The 12201-nt window shown below is 71.4% G+C and carries 16 protein-coding genes; 5 read left to right on the top strand and 11 right to left on the bottom strand.

Annotated elements, in window-relative coordinates; translation table 11 throughout:
* Window positions 1-44: 44 nt before the first annotated feature.
* From ACIGW4_RS05535 to ACIGW4_RS05525, 3 genes are all read right to left on the bottom strand, one after another.
* Window positions 45-713 carry a DUF5063 domain-containing protein gene (locus ACIGW4_RS05535; RefSeq protein ID WP_123453182.1) on the bottom strand — a complete coding sequence of 223 codons (669 nt, stop codon included), beginning with the start codon at window positions 711-713 and terminating at the stop codon, window positions 45-47.
* Window positions 714-760: 47 nt separating this feature from the next.
* Entirely contained in the window at window positions 761-1360 is a 600-nt protein-coding gene (gene recR / locus ACIGW4_RS05530) for a recombination mediator RecR (protein ID WP_123453184.1), read from the bottom strand.
* 100 nt (window positions 1361-1460) lie between these two features.
* A complete protein-coding gene (locus tag ACIGW4_RS05525) occupies window positions 1461-1796 on the bottom strand; it encodes a YbaB/EbfC family nucleoid-associated protein (protein WP_093878766.1) in 336 nt (111 codons plus the stop codon).
* Between the two features lie 260 nt (window positions 1797-2056).
* On the opposite strand from ACIGW4_RS05525, the gene ACIGW4_RS05520 reads away from it, so the two are divergent.
* Window positions 2057-2761, top strand: coding sequence for an SLATT domain-containing protein (locus ACIGW4_RS05520; protein ID WP_260174647.1), 705 nt, complete (start codon window positions 2057-2059; stop codon window positions 2759-2761).
* 30 nt (window positions 2762-2791) lie between these two features.
* Here the strand turns inward: ACIGW4_RS05520 and ACIGW4_RS05515 are convergent, their stop codons facing one another.
* The 6 genes from ACIGW4_RS05515 to ACIGW4_RS05490 form a co-directional block, all read right to left on the bottom strand.
* A complete protein-coding gene (locus ACIGW4_RS05515) occupies window positions 2792-3442 on the bottom strand; it encodes a hypothetical protein (protein ID WP_123453188.1) in 651 nt (216 codons plus the stop codon).
* 121 nt (window positions 3443-3563) lie between these two features.
* Window positions 3564-4274 carry a GntR family transcriptional regulator gene (locus ACIGW4_RS05510; protein WP_123453189.1) on the bottom strand — a complete coding sequence of 237 codons (711 nt, stop codon included), beginning with the start codon at window positions 4272-4274 and terminating at the stop codon, window positions 3564-3566.
* 69 nt (window positions 4275-4343) lie between these two features.
* Window positions 4344-5705: an aspartate aminotransferase family protein gene (locus tag ACIGW4_RS05505; RefSeq protein ID WP_123453191.1), complete on the bottom strand. Its 1362-nt coding sequence runs from the start codon at window positions 5703-5705 to the stop codon at window positions 4344-4346.
* 103 nt (window positions 5706-5808) lie between these two features.
* On the bottom strand, window positions 5809-6207 hold the full coding sequence (locus ACIGW4_RS05500; protein WP_398708238.1) for a type II toxin-antitoxin system VapC family toxin: 399 nt from the start codon (window positions 6205-6207) through the stop codon (window positions 5809-5811).
* The gene (locus ACIGW4_RS05495) at window positions 6204-6482 is read right to left on the bottom strand and encodes a hypothetical protein (RefSeq protein ID WP_398708236.1); all 279 of its coding nucleotides are present in this window, start codon (window positions 6480-6482) and stop codon (window positions 6204-6206) included. The genes ACIGW4_RS05500 and ACIGW4_RS05495 overlap by 4 nt, the downstream gene beginning before the upstream one ends.
* Before the next feature lie 82 nt (window positions 6483-6564).
* Window positions 6565-6996, bottom strand: a complete 432-nt coding sequence (locus tag ACIGW4_RS05490) for a hypothetical protein (protein ID WP_399578650.1) — start codon at window positions 6994-6996, stop codon at window positions 6565-6567.
* A 157-nt stretch (window positions 6997-7153) separates the two neighbouring features.
* Between ACIGW4_RS05490 and ACIGW4_RS05485 the strand changes: the two genes are divergently transcribed.
* The 3 genes from ACIGW4_RS05485 to ACIGW4_RS05475 all read left to right on the top strand — a co-directional run bounded on the left by ACIGW4_RS05485 (window position 7154) and on the right by ACIGW4_RS05475 (window position 8669).
* Window positions 7154-7990 (top strand): helix-turn-helix domain-containing protein, encoded by an 837-nt coding sequence (locus ACIGW4_RS05485; protein ID WP_399578648.1) that lies wholly within the window; start codon window positions 7154-7156, stop codon window positions 7988-7990.
* Window positions 7987-8223, top strand: a complete 237-nt coding sequence (locus ACIGW4_RS05480) for a DUF397 domain-containing protein (protein WP_399578647.1) — start codon at window positions 7987-7989, stop codon at window positions 8221-8223. The genes ACIGW4_RS05485 and ACIGW4_RS05480 overlap by 4 nt, the downstream gene beginning before the upstream one ends.
* 149 nt (window positions 8224-8372) lie before the next feature.
* On the top strand, window positions 8373-8669 hold the full coding sequence (locus ACIGW4_RS05475; RefSeq protein WP_399578646.1) for a hypothetical protein: 297 nt from the start codon (window positions 8373-8375) through the stop codon (window positions 8667-8669).
* A gap of 22 nt (window positions 8670-8691) precedes the next feature.
* On the opposite strand, the gene ACIGW4_RS05470 is transcribed toward ACIGW4_RS05475, so the two are convergent.
* The gene (locus ACIGW4_RS05470) at window positions 8692-9342 is read right to left on the bottom strand and encodes an FMN-dependent NADH-azoreductase (RefSeq protein WP_123453205.1); all 651 of its coding nucleotides are present in this window, start codon (window positions 9340-9342) and stop codon (window positions 8692-8694) included.
* Between the two features lie 101 nt (window positions 9343-9443).
* Window positions 9444-10394 carry an NADP-dependent oxidoreductase gene (locus tag ACIGW4_RS05465; protein ID WP_260174392.1) on the bottom strand — a complete coding sequence of 317 codons (951 nt, stop codon included), beginning with the start codon at window positions 10392-10394 and terminating at the stop codon, window positions 9444-9446.
* 225 nt (window positions 10395-10619) lie between these two features.
* On the opposite strand from ACIGW4_RS05465, the gene ACIGW4_RS05460 reads away from it, so the two are divergent.
* Window positions 10620-12149, top strand: coding sequence for a substrate-binding domain-containing protein (locus ACIGW4_RS05460; RefSeq protein ID WP_399578644.1), 1530 nt, complete (start codon window positions 10620-10622; stop codon window positions 12147-12149).
* Window positions 12150-12201: the final 52 nt, after the last annotated feature.

Genomic DNA, 12201 nt, shown 5'->3' with positions numbered 1-12201 from the left:
ATCAACCGGCCCTGTCGGCGGCCGACCGGCCGCCGGCCGCCGCGCTACTTCCTGAGCGACCGGCTCCGCAGCCCCAGCGGGTTCGCGATCTCCTCCAGCATCACGCGGCCCGCCTCCTCCGCGAGGTCGTCCTCGGTGAGGTCCTCGTCGGTGTCGAGGCCGTCGAGGGCGGCGAGGGGCTGGTCGAGGCGGACGTGGGCGACGAGCGACTGGAGGGCGCGGAGGGTGGCCGACGCGGTCGGGCCCCAGTTGGAGAAGTAGGAGAACTGCCACCACCAGAGGGCTTCGCTGGTGCGGCCGGCCCGGTAGTGGGCGAGGCCGTGGCGCAGGTCGGTGACGATGTCGGCGAGGTTGTCGGAGATCCGGGCCGGCACCGGGGCCTTGCGCGGCTCGTACGGGTCGAAGACCTCGGAGAAGACGTCGACCGGCTCCAGCATCACCGCGAACCGCTCGCGCAGCTCGTCGACGTCCGGCTCGGGGCCCGTGTCCGGCTCGTACCGCTCGTCCGGGACGATGTCCTCGTGCGCGCCGAGCCGGCCGCCCGCCAGGAGGAGCTGGGAGATCTCCAGGAGCAGGAAGGGCACCGCGCTGTCCGGCTCGTCGCCCTTGGCGACCTCGGTCGTCGCGACGATGAAGCTCTCGATCGAGTCGGCGATCTGGACCGCGAAGTCGTCCGGGTCCTGCGTGACGGAGTGCAGTGTGGGATCAGACATCGAGCAGCCTCCCTGAGAGCGCTCGGGCGAGCGCGCCGGCCCTGTCGTCATACATCTAGCAGCCGCCGTCCCTCGAAGGCACGGCCGAGGGTCACCTCGTCGGCGTACTCCAGGTCGCCGCCGACCGGGAGGCCGCTGGCGAGCCGGGTCACCTTGAGTCCCATGGGCTTGATCATCCGCGCCAGGTACGTCGCGGTGGCCTCGCCCTCCAGGTTCGGGTCGGTCGCGAGGATCAGCTCGGTGACGGTGCCGTCCGCGAGCCGCGCGAGCAGCTCGCGGATGCGCAGGTCGTCCGGGCCGACCCCCTCGATGGGGCTGATCGCGCCGCCGAGGACGTGGTACCGGCCGCGGAACTCGCGCGTCCGCTCGATCGCCACGACGTCCTTGGGCTCCTCGACCACGCAGATGACGGTCAGGTCGCGGCGCGTGTCGCGGCAGATGTTGCACTGCTCCTGCTGCGCCACGTTCCCGCAGACCGCGCAGAACCTGACCTTCTCCTTGACCTCCAGCAGGGCGTGCGCGAGACGCCGGACGTCCGTGGGCTCCGCCTGGAGGACGTGGAAGGCGATCCGCTGCGCGCTCTTGGGACCGACGCCGGGCAGCCTGCCCAGTTCGTCGATGAGGTCCTGAACCACGCCTTCGTACAACGGAACGCCTCTCTCGGAGTGCTTGATTCTTACGGTAGTGGCTGGAAGCGAGCCTTAGAAGGGGCTCGGAGGGGACTCGGGCGGGGCCCCGGGAGGGGCTTCAGAAGCCGAGGCCCGGCATGCCGCCCATGCCCTGGGCGAGCGGGCCGAGCTTGGTCTGCTGGAGCTGCTGGGCGTTGTCGTTGGCGGCCTGCACCGCGGCGACGATCAGGTCGGCCAGCGTCTCGGTGTCCTCGGGGTCGACCGCCTTGGGGTCGATCTCCAGGGCGCGCAGCTCGCCGGCGCCGGTGACGGTCGCCTTGACCAGGCCGCCGCCCGCCTGCCCGTCGACCAGGGTCGCCGCGAGCTCCTGCTGGGCCCGTGCGAGGTCCTGCTGCATCTTCTGGGCCTGCTGGAGAAGCTGCTGCATGTTGGGCTGGCCACCACCGGGGATCACGGTCACTCCTCAGGTTCGATATGTCGGTATGCCGAGCCTACGTGGTCGCGGACCGGGGCGCCGACGCAACTCTTTCGAGTGAGAAACTGCGGGCTCCTCTACCTGATCAACACCCTCTTGCGGGCGGAAATCCCGGGATTCCGGGCCCATCGCCCACCATTCGGCGGTAGGAAGGGCAGGCACCACGTGCACCGCACGTCACAGAAGGACACGAGCGCTGAGCTGAACAGAGGAGTCCCCCGGTGAGCCAGCAGCCGGAGATGCAGCCACCGGGGCCCCCCGGGGGAGACGTCCACCGCGATCTGACCGGTACGCCCTTCCCCCTGGGCGACTGGGGCGAGCCGGCCGAGCGGCTCGACGAGCTGTACCGCTGGGTCGAGAACAACGCCCTGCGCACCGCCGAGTGGTACCTCTCCGACCGCGTGTGGAAGCGCCGGGCCGCCCGGATCCTGCGGATCGGCACGGCCGCGGGGGTGATCGCGGGCGCCGCGCTCCCGCTGCTCGACCTGACCGGGGTCGCCGAGGGCACCGCGGGCTGGGGCTATCTGTCGCTGCTGCTCGGCGCCGCCTGCATCGCCTGCGACCGGTACTTCGGGCTGACGTCCGGCTGGATAAGGGACGTGGCGACGGCGCAGGCCGTGCAGCGCAGGCTGCAGGCGCTGCAGTTCGACTGGGCCTCGGAGAGCGTGCGGGAGGTGCTCGGGCCGACGGAGGGGACCGCGAGCGAGGCCGCCGAGCGGTGTCTCGGGGTGCTGCGGCGCTTCTCGGAGGACGTCACGGAGCTGGTACGGGCGGAGACCGCCGACTGGATGGTCGAGTTCCGCTCGGGCCCGGCGCCGCTGGCGCTCCAGTCGGTCGGGGTCGTGCCGGCCAGGCCGGAGGCGGCCCAGCCCTCCGGTCGTTTCCCGCTGCCGCCGGGCACCCGGCCGAACATGCCGCGCCAGCGCCCCCCGGAGACCCGCTGACCGCAGGTCTCCGGAGCGGGCGGACGGCCCTCAGCTCAGGATGATCATCGAGCCCTGGGCGAGGCTGCGGGTCGCCGCCGCGTGCAGCCCCAGCCACACGTGCCGCTCCCGGGCGAAGGGGTGGCCGTCGTACGGCACGGCCGCGGCCGGCTCCTCCAGGGTGGTGGGCCGCTCCGGCGGCTGCGGGGCCGCCGGCGGGTTCGCCGGGTCGATGCCGAGGGAGGGCGCCACGAACTCCAGCTCCCGCAGCAGCCCGTACGAGGAGCCGAGCGGGCCGCCGCCCTCCAGGAGCTCGTCGTTGGCGAGCGGCACGGGGAAGTCCACCGGCACGTACGCGCCCGCGTGGTCGTAGTGCCAGACCAGGTGGGACTGCTGGGCGGTCGTCTCGAACATCTCCAGGAGCTGTTCGTAGTCCCCGCCGAGCTCGTCGACGGGCTCGACCGGCAGCCCGCACATCCGGAGCAGATAAGCGCGGCGCAGGAAGTGCAGGGCCGTGTAGTCGAAGCCGGCGACCGGGGCGACGTCGCCGGAGAGCCCCGGCATGTACGCGTAGACGGGCACGGTCGGCATGCCCGAGGCGGTCAGCACGGCGTCGTAGGCGGCTATCTCTTCGGCGAAGGGATTGTCGGGGCTGTGGCACAGCACGTCGACGAGGGGGACCAGCCACAGGTCACAGGCCAAGGGAGGCTCGCTCTCCGTCAGTTGCAGGGACGGCCAGGGTAGTCGGCCGCGCCGACGACGCCCACCCGCCGGTGACCTGCCCCCGGATGCCCGTCCTCAACCCGACCCGGCCGTTCCGCGGTCATCGGCGGAGGGCCCGCGCCTCCAGGCGGTCGGCCCATTCCAGCGAGTGCGCGTTGTAGGCCCGTACGAGCTCGACGGCCGCCTCCGCGTCGTTGCGGGTGATCGCGTCGACCAGGTCCACGTGGCCGCTCCACAGCCAGCCGAGGACGTCCCGCTCGGAGCGCAGGTAGGGCACGGAGAAGACCCAGGCCTGGACCCGGAGCCGGTGCAGGAAGTCGGCGATGTAGTCGTTGGCGGAGATGAGGCGGCCCAGCTCGCGCCAGTAGCGGATGTCGTAGCCGATGAGGATGTCGAGGTCCCCGGCGCGGGCGGCGCGGGCGGCGGCCTCGCCCCGGCGGCGCACGGAGACGAGCGCGACGCCGAGGCCGAGGTCGGGCTCCGGGGCGGGGGGCGGCGGGGTCGTCGAGTCGTGGCGGCGGAAGATGCCGTCGACGACGAGCATCCGGGCCTCGACCATGCGCCGGTAGTCGGCGATCGAGTACTGGTGGACGCGGAAGCCGCGGTGCTGGTCGGAGTCGAGGAGGCCCTGGGCGCAGAGGTCGACGAGGGCTTCGCGGACGGGCGTCGCGGAGACGCCGTACTGCTCGGCGATCTGCTTGACGGTGAATTCCTCGCCGGGCTGGAGACGGCCCGCGAGCACTTCGTCACGGAGCGCGTCCGCGATCTGCTGTCGCAAGGTGCTGCGGGTGACAGCTCCGCTCGCGGGCATGTGGTCGGTCCCCTCCGTCAGGTTCCGGACACCCTAGTCCAGACGGAGGAGACCTCCTCGTACCAGCTGTTACGCGGTGTGCTCGTCGGCGACCGTGAGGGCCGCGTCCAGGGCCGCCAGGCCTTCCTTGACCTCGGCCTCGGAGACGTTGCAGGCGGGAACGGCGTGGGTGCGGTTCATGTTGATGAAGGGCCACAGGCCGTTCTTCTTGGCCGCCGCGCCGAAGGCGGCCATCGGCGCGTTGGCCTCGCCGGCCGCGTTGTACGGGACGAGCGGCTCGCGGGTCTCCTTGTTCTTGACCAGGTCGAGCGCCCAGAAGACGCCCGTGCCGCGGACCTCGCCGACGGACGGGTGGCGCTCGGCGAGCTCGCGCAGGCCCGGTCCGAGGACGTTCTCGCCGATGTGGGCGGCGTGCTCGACGACCTTCTCGTCCTCCATCACCTGGAGGGTGGCGACGGCGGCGGCGCAGGCCAGCGGGTGACCGGAGTAGGTCAGGCCGCCGGGGTAGGGGCGCTTGTCGAAGGTGGCGGCGATCTCGGCGTTGATGGCGACGCCGCCGAGCGGCACGTAGCCCGAGTTCACGCCCTTGGCGAAGGTCATCAGGTCGGGGACGACGTCGAAGTGCTCGGCGGCGAACCACTTGCCGGTGCGGCCGAAGCCGGCCATGACCTCGTCGAGGATGAAGACGATGCCGTACTTGTCGCAGATCTCGCGGACGCCGGCGAGGTAGCCGGGCGGCGGGGTCATGATGCCGGCGGTGCCGGGCACGGTCTCCAGGATGATCGCGGCGATCGTCGCCGGACCCTCGAAGGCGATCGTGTCCTCCAGGTGCTGGAGGGCCCGCGCGCTCTCCTCCGCCTCGGTGGCGGCGTAGAAGGGCGAGCGGTAGAGGAACGGCGCCCAGAAGTGCACGACGCCCGCGGAGGCGGTGTCGGAGGCCCAGCGGCGCGGGTCGCCGGTCAGGTTGATCGCGGTGGAGGTGGCGCCGTGGTACGAGCGGTAGGCGGAGAGCAGCTTCGTGCGGCCGGTGTGCAGCCGGGCCATGCGGACGGCGTTCTCGACGGCCTCGGCGCCGCCGTTGGTGAAGAAGATCTTGTCCAGGTCGCCCGGGGTGCGCTCGGCGATGAGGCGTGCGGCCTCGGAGCGGACGTCCACGGCGAAGGCGGGCGCGAAGGTCGCGAGCTTCCCGGCCTGCTCCTGGATGGCGGCGACGACCTTGGGGTGCTGGTAGCCGATGTTGGTGTAGACGAGGCCGCTGGTGAAGTCGAGGTAGCGGTTGCCGTCGTAGTCCCAGAAGTACGAACCCTCCGCGCCGGCCACGGCGAGCGGGTCGATCAGGCCCTGGGCGGACCAGGAGTGGAAGACGTGCGCGCGGTCGGCGGCCTTGACGGCGGCGCCGGCCCGGGGATCGGGTTCGACATGAGGGGTCATGGGGTCGAGGGTAAGGAACCGCAGGTGGGACGGGCCATGACCATCTTGTCCATCGAGACCGTGGCGGACCCGACACGTTGCGGGGTGGGGCGGAGCGGGCGGTTCAGCCGCCGATCACGTCCACGGGGCAGCGGATGCCGGACGCACGGGCCAGGCGGCCGTCCGCCGTGACCAGCGCACAGCCGTACAGCTCCGCCGCCGCGACGTAGGCCGCGTCGTAGGCGGTGAGGTTTCCCCGCAGCTCCCAGACGCGGGGCAGGAGCACGCGTGAGCGCGGTACGACGGGCTCCAGCCGAGCGAGGGCGGAGACGGCGTCCTCCGCGTGTTCCTGGGAGATCTTCCCTCCGAGCAGGTTCCCCCGAATCACCGAGAGCACCTCGATCATCCAGTGCTCCGGCGCGATCCATCTGCTGTCCGCAGCGAGTGCGGCACGACTCCGGTCCCCGATGGCGCCCTCGTCGAGCAGCGAGAACGCGAAGACCGACGCGTCGACGACGATCACTCCTCGCCCCCCGGCAGATCTCCGGGTGCTCCGAGCCCCGCGTCCCGCTCGGCGCGACCGGCCCTCAGCACGTCCAGTACATCGGCGGCGGCGAGCCGCGTCTCGTACCGGCCGGCCGAAAACCTCTGGAGTACGGCCAGGTTGTCGCGGCGTCGTACCTCGTCGGCGAGCACGTCGAAGAGGTACGCCTGCAAGGACAGTCCACGCTCACCCGCTATGGCCGCCAGCCGGTCTCGCATCTCCTCGGGCACGTCACGAATCTGCAGTGCAACCATGCATGCAAGTTTGCATGCACAGGTGGGCGCGCGCAACCGAACAGGTCGGAGGAGGAGGTCGCCGGGGAGACACACCTCGGCTTCACCGCGCCCCGGCGGCGTACGGGTCCGCGAACAGTTCCGTCACCGTGCTCCGCAGGAGCAGCGGGTGCACGAAGCGGTCCGGGGTGGTCGGCGGGCAGCGCCAGGCCAGGGGCCAGGTCCGACCGGTGAGTGCCGGGACCGGTACGTAGCTGATGTGCGCCGGGCCCGCGTTGAAGCGCGTCACTCCGCGCGGCCAGGACTTGTGCGCCGTGGTGCCGGGCGGTACGAGGAAGTACACCCCGCGCCGGCCGTTCGCCTCGATGACCACCGGCCCCGGGTCTCCCCCGGTGAGCACCTCCATCCAGTCGGCCAGCCGGCGCCCTTCGTCGCCGTCCACCCGAACGGCGTCGAATTGTACGCCCGCCTTACGGAGTTGGAATCCGGAAACAGGAATCCAATCCACGTTCACTTCCCGATTCTCTTCATTCACGCGACCATGTTCCCGCGTCGGCGCTAGCGTTTTCCACGACTGAGGCGGGCGCGTCGGCAACCCCTTGACCTGCGTCAACGCGGCCCGTGCGCAGTCGAATTCGGCGGGGAGCAGTTGAGACCGGTTGAGATCGGTTGAGTCCGGATGGGGAGCGTGAATGGCACGATCGGAAAACAGGGAAACGGTCGGCCCTGCGGCCCGCATGGCGGCCGCCGTGGCGAAGCGATTGCGTCAGAAGAAGGGCTGGACGCAGGAGTACGAGGGCGCCCAGATGGGCTTCACGGGCGCGGCCGTCAGTGCGATGGAACGGCTCATCCATCCGGTGAGCGACGAGATACTGGTCCAGCTCGAACGGGTCCTGGGCGGCGGCACGGGCATCTTCGAGGAGATGCGGGAGCTCGTACGGCTGGAGAAGCTGCCGGAGCAGTTCCGGGGGTACGCGCCGATTGAGCAGAAGGCGGTGGGCCTTTGCCTGTACGCGAACCACGTGGTGCACGGGCTGTTCCAGACGGAGGCGTACGCACGGGCGTTGATCGCGGGCGGGCATCCGGAGCCGACGCCGGAGCGGGTCGACGAGCTGGTCGCCGGGCGGATGGCGCGGAAGGCGCTCTTCGACCGGAAGCAGGTGTGCGAGATCGAGCTGGTCCTCGACGAGTCGGTGCTGCGGCGGCCGATCGGTGACGAGCAAGTCATGTGCGAGCAGTTGGCGCACTTGGCGGAGTGTGCCCGGAGGAGCAACGTGAACCTTCAGGTGCTGCCGCTGGACGCGGGGTTGGGTGGGGAGTACTCGGGTGACCGAGGCATGATGAACCTCGTCGAGACCCCGGCCCACGACCACGTGACCTTCCTGGAGATCCAGGGGGAGAGCCTGCTGATCTCCGACCGGGCGAAGGTCAGTACGCACCGGCAGCGGTATGCGAAGATCCGGGCACAAGCCCTAGATCCGCGCAGGTCGCTGGGCCTCATCGAGGAGTTGGCGGGAGCACGGAGATGAACGACACCCTGCACTGGTTCAAGTCCAGCTACAGCGACAGCGGCGGCGGGGACTGCGTCGAGGTCGCCTTCGACTGGCACAAGTCCTCGTACAGCAGCGACAGCGGCGGCAACTGCGTAGAAGTCGCCGCCTGCCCCCACGCCGTCCACCTCCGCGACTCCAAGGTCCAGGACGGCCCCACCTTCGCCGTGGAGCCGTCCGCCTGGGCGGCCTTCCTGACCTGGCAGGACTGAGTCTCCGGGGCGCGTCCCGGACAGGATCAGGCCCGTCCGGGACGTGTCCGGGACGGGCCTGATCCTTCCGTCATCGCGGCGGGCGCGACCAGAGTGGCGCCCCGTCGGGACCCGGAGCCCCGGGGCCCTCGAACGACGGAGGATCCATCATGCGTTTCCGTATGCTCGCCGCGGCCGGTGTCCTGGCCGGTGCCGTGATGTCCGCGACGGCCGTGGCGCCCGCCCAGGCGGCCCCCACGGGAGCCACCGGCGAATGGGCGATGTCCCTCGGCGGGCCCATCAGGAGCTGCGCGGCCGCCAGTTGCGGCGTCAAGTACCAGACGTCGTACGGACAGGACGTCTACTGGACGTCCAGCAAGGTCAACTCCGCCGGGAACCGCTGGTACTACGTGACCTCGCCGGCGTCCGGCTGGATCTACTGCGGGAACATCAGCGCCCCCTGCTAGCGCACCCTGCCAGGCCTCCCGGCTACGCGGCCGGCTGAACCGCCAGTTCCTTCGCCAGGGACTCCGCCGTCGCGAGGGACTCCGTGCGGGAGGCCTCGTGCAGCGGGATCAGGTCGGCCATCGCCGGGACGTGCGGGGCGAGGGTCAGCTCGGGGACGATGAAGCTGACGTCCAGGCCGAAGCCGGTGCCGAGGGCCATCCGCAGGTAGCTCTCGACGTAGTCGTTGCCGTGCATCGGCGTGCCCTCGCGGTAGGAGCCGCCGCGGCTGGCGACGACCACGGCCTTCTTGCCGGCGAGCGAGGGGTGCTCGGTCACCGAGGTGCGGCCCACCAGGAAGACGTGGTCGATCCAGGCCTTCAGCGTCGAGGGGATCGTGTAGTTGTACATCGGGGCGCCGAGCAGGATCACGTCCGCCCGCTCGGCCTCCTCGATCAGTTCGGCGCGCAGGGCGAAGGCCGCGCGCTGCTCGGGCGACTGCTCGGCGGGGGCGGTGTTGCCCGCGTAGTAGGCGGCGGCCTCCAGGTGGGGGATCGGTTCCGCCGCGAGGTCGCGGTAGATCACCGTCCCCCCGGGGTGTTCCGCCTCCCAGACCTCGCGGAAGGCGGCGGTGACGGCGCGGGAGTGGGAGTGGTCGCCGTTGAAGGACGTGTCGATGTGGAGCAGCGTGGCCATGGGGATCGTCTCCTGAGTCACAGGGGCTGGTGGGAGAGATCCTTCTTCCTCAACCAAAGTTGAGGTCCAGTCCCACCCGGCCCCTGTGACCCGGATCACTCTCAGATCATCAGGATCATCCGGCCCGGCCTGTGGCCCGCCTCCGCCCTGCGGTGCGCCTCCGCGACCTCCTCCAGGGGCATGACGTCGGCCACCCGGGTGGTCAGCTCCCGGTCCGCCACCTTCCGCAGGCTCTCCGTGAGCCGGGCGGCGTCCGGCCTGGCCCGTACGGTCTCGACGCGGATGCCCCGCTCGGCGGCCGGCACCCGGTCGGGGGCGAGCGCGGCGAACGCGCCGCCGTCCTTGACCACCGGGAGCAGTTCGGCGCCGACGAGCGCCCCGTCGAAGACCGCGTCCACCCCGTCCGGGTCGCCCGCGCGCACCTTCGCGACCACGTCCTCGGGGACGCCGCGCGTGACGACGTGGTCCGCGCCGAGGACCCGCAGCTCGGGCTCGTCGCCCTCGTGGGCGACGGCCACCACGCGCAGTCCGGCGGCATGGGCGTACTGGACGGCCAGGCGGCCCACCACCGCGCTCGCGCCGGTCACGAGCAGCGTCGCCCCCGGCGGGAGGTCGAGCCGGTCGAGGGCCTGCTGGGCGGTGGCCGAGGCCAGCGGGAGGGAGGCGGCCACCGTGAAGTCCACGTCGTCCGGGATCGGGGACAGCCACTCCGGGTCGGCCCAGATGATCTCGGCGTACGTGCCGTCGCCCGTCAGCATCTCGAACCAGGGCACGAAGCCGGCCACCCGGGCGCCGGGCTCCATGCCGGCCACGGGGTCGAGGAGCTTGCCCGCGAAGTCCGTCCCCAGGACGAACGGGGGCCTGAGGTCGCCGACCGCGTCGGCGTACCGGCCCGCGCGGATCCGCAGGTCCGCCTGGTTCACTCCGGCCGCCTTCAGGCGCACCCGCACCTTGCCCGGGACGGACCCGGCCTCCGGCTCGGGCCGGCGGGCCATCCTGAGGACCTCGGGTCCTCCGTAGGCGGTCACTTCGACGACACGCATCGAGCGCATGGGGTACTCCTCACACGGAAGGCCCCCTCGTGGCCATTACACCCACGCTCCAGACCCCCGGCAACCCATGTCCGTCCACCCGGGTGGGCCTCCCTGCGGGCCTCGCCGCAGGTCTCCCCGCAGCCGCAGGTCTCCTCGCGGCCCTCCCTGAACGAAGGGCGAAGTCCAGGTGGCGGCCCGCTACACCGCCCCCGCACTCGTACAGACGTCCGTACCGTCCCGGCCATGGAGTGGATAACCGCAGAGAACGTCATCGCCGTGGGGACGGCCCTCGTCGGTGTCCTGGTCACGCTCGCCGTCGTCTGGATCGACCGGTTCTCGCCGCAGCGCAAGCGGCTCGGCTTCCGCGTGCAGCTCAACACCCCGCTCCATCGCGAGGGGAACCAGGCCAGCGAGGTCATGACCGTGCGGGAGGGCGAGGTGAACGGCATCGCCACGCCCTCCGACGGCTCCACTCTCGTCCTCCTCCGCATCGAGAACGACCGGGAACTCGACATCAGCTCCGAGGACTACGGCTCTGCCGCCGAACCCCACGGACTGAAGATCAATTTCGGTGACCGGGTGGAGGTCCAGGGCGTCGTCGCGACCGTCCCGGCCGGCTGGGACTCCGTACGGGACGACCTGGCACGCGCCCCCCGGCTGGGCCGCCGCGGAAGCGCCGTCCTCGTCCCCAAGACGGCCCTGGAGCGCGGGCAGTACTTCAAGCTGCTCGTCCAGCTCTCCGGCGGCGTCTCCGACGGGGACGTGGAGATCGTCGGCAGCCTCCAGGGCGGCTCCATCCGGCGCAACCGGAGCACCACCCCCGACGAGAAGCCGCCCAGGTTCAGCCCGACCGCCCGCAACGTCACCGTCGTCCTGACCGCCTGCGTCGTGGCCCTGGCCGCGATCATCGTCCGCGAGCAGACCCCGCCGCCCATCGGCTGCGCCCGGGGCGCCCTCGCCCTCACCGGCTCGACGGCCTTCGCCCCCGCCCTGCGGGAGGCGGCCCGGCAGTACGAGAAGGACTGCGAGGGCTCCACCGTGACCGTGGACGTGCACGGCTCGACCGCCGGGATCCGGGAGCTCGCCCAGGCCGGCCCCGGGAAGAAGGCGGTCATCGCCTTCTCCGACGGGCGCAAGCCCGGCGGCTTCCCCGAACTGCGGGAGAACATGGTCGCCGTCTCCCTGTTCACCCTCGTCGTGAACGACGGGATCCCCGTCGACGACCTCACCCTGGACCAGGTCCGCCGCGTCTACCGGGGCGAGATCCGCAACTGGGACCAGCTCGTCCCCGGCCTCGACCGACCGGTCCTCCTCGTCAGCCGGGACGCCAACTCCGGCACCCGGCAGGTCTTCCAGCGCCGGGTCCTCGACCGCAACGAGCCCGCCAACTCCTCGCAGGACTGCCGGACCTCCGACGACCCCGAGTCGAAGGTCGTCCGCTGCGAACTCGACTCCACCGAACAGGTCCTCGCCACCGTCGCCGAACTCCCCGGCGCCCTCGGCTACTCCGAACTCCGCGCCACCGAAGGGCGCAAGGGCCTGCACCGGGTGGCCGTCGACGGACGGCGGCCCCTCGTGGACGAGCTGGGCGAGTCCGGCTATCCGTACCGGGAGACCGAGTACGCCTACACCTGGGGCCTGCCCCCGGCCGACTCCCCGGCCTCCAGCTTCCTCACGTACCTCCGGTCGGGGCGCGGCCAGGACGTCATCCGCGCGCACGGACACCTGCCGTGCGCGACGCCGAAGGGGCTGGTGGTGTGCGGAGAGGGCTGATCTCCGATCTCGTCGTCTCCCCGGTACGGCCGATCTGCTCGTCTGGCATGCT

This window comes from Streptomyces sp. NPDC053513 (assembly GCF_044544765.1).
GTDB lineage: Bacteria > Actinomycetota > Actinomycetes > Streptomycetales > Streptomycetaceae > Streptomyces > Streptomyces litmocidini.
Note: the sequence above shows the minus strand (reverse complement) of the source record. Positions and strands in the feature narration are given on the sequence as shown.

Excerpts from the sequence above, each read along its gene's own strand:
- ACIGW4_RS05535 (WP_123453182.1), bottom strand. The coding sequence starts at position 713 with ATGTCTGATCCCACACTGCACTCCGTCACGCAGGACCCGGACGACTTC.
- ACIGW4_RS05520 (WP_260174647.1), top strand. The coding sequence starts at position 2,057 with ATGCAGCCACCGGGGCCCCCCGGGGGAGACGTCCACCGCGATCTGACC.
- ACIGW4_RS05510 (WP_123453189.1), bottom strand. The coding sequence starts at position 4,274 with ATGCCCGCGAGCGGAGCTGTCACCCGCAGCACCTTGCGACAGCAGATC.
- ACIGW4_RS05505 (WP_123453191.1), bottom strand. The coding sequence starts at position 5,705 with ATGACCCCTCATGTCGAACCCGATCCCCGGGCCGGCGCCGCCGTCAAG.
- ACIGW4_RS05495 (WP_398708236.1), bottom strand. The coding sequence starts at position 6,482 with ATGGTTGCACTGCAGATTCGTGACGTGCCCGAGGAGATGCGAGACCGG.
- ACIGW4_RS05485 (WP_399578648.1), top strand. The coding sequence starts at position 7,154 with ATGGCACGATCGGAAAACAGGGAAACGGTCGGCCCTGCGGCCCGCATG.
- ACIGW4_RS05480 (WP_399578647.1), top strand. The coding sequence starts at position 7,987 with ATGAACGACACCCTGCACTGGTTCAAGTCCAGCTACAGCGACAGCGGC.
- ACIGW4_RS05475 (WP_399578646.1), top strand. The coding sequence starts at position 8,373 with ATGCGTTTCCGTATGCTCGCCGCGGCCGGTGTCCTGGCCGGTGCCGTG.
- ACIGW4_RS05470 (WP_123453205.1), bottom strand. The coding sequence starts at position 9,342 with ATGGCCACGCTGCTCCACATCGACACGTCCTTCAACGGCGACCACTCC.
- ACIGW4_RS05465 (WP_260174392.1), bottom strand. The coding sequence starts at position 10,394 with ATGCGCTCGATGCGTGTCGTCGAAGTGACCGCCTACGGAGGACCCGAG.
- ACIGW4_RS05460 (WP_399578644.1), top strand. The coding sequence starts at position 10,620 with ATGGAGTGGATAACCGCAGAGAACGTCATCGCCGTGGGGACGGCCCTC.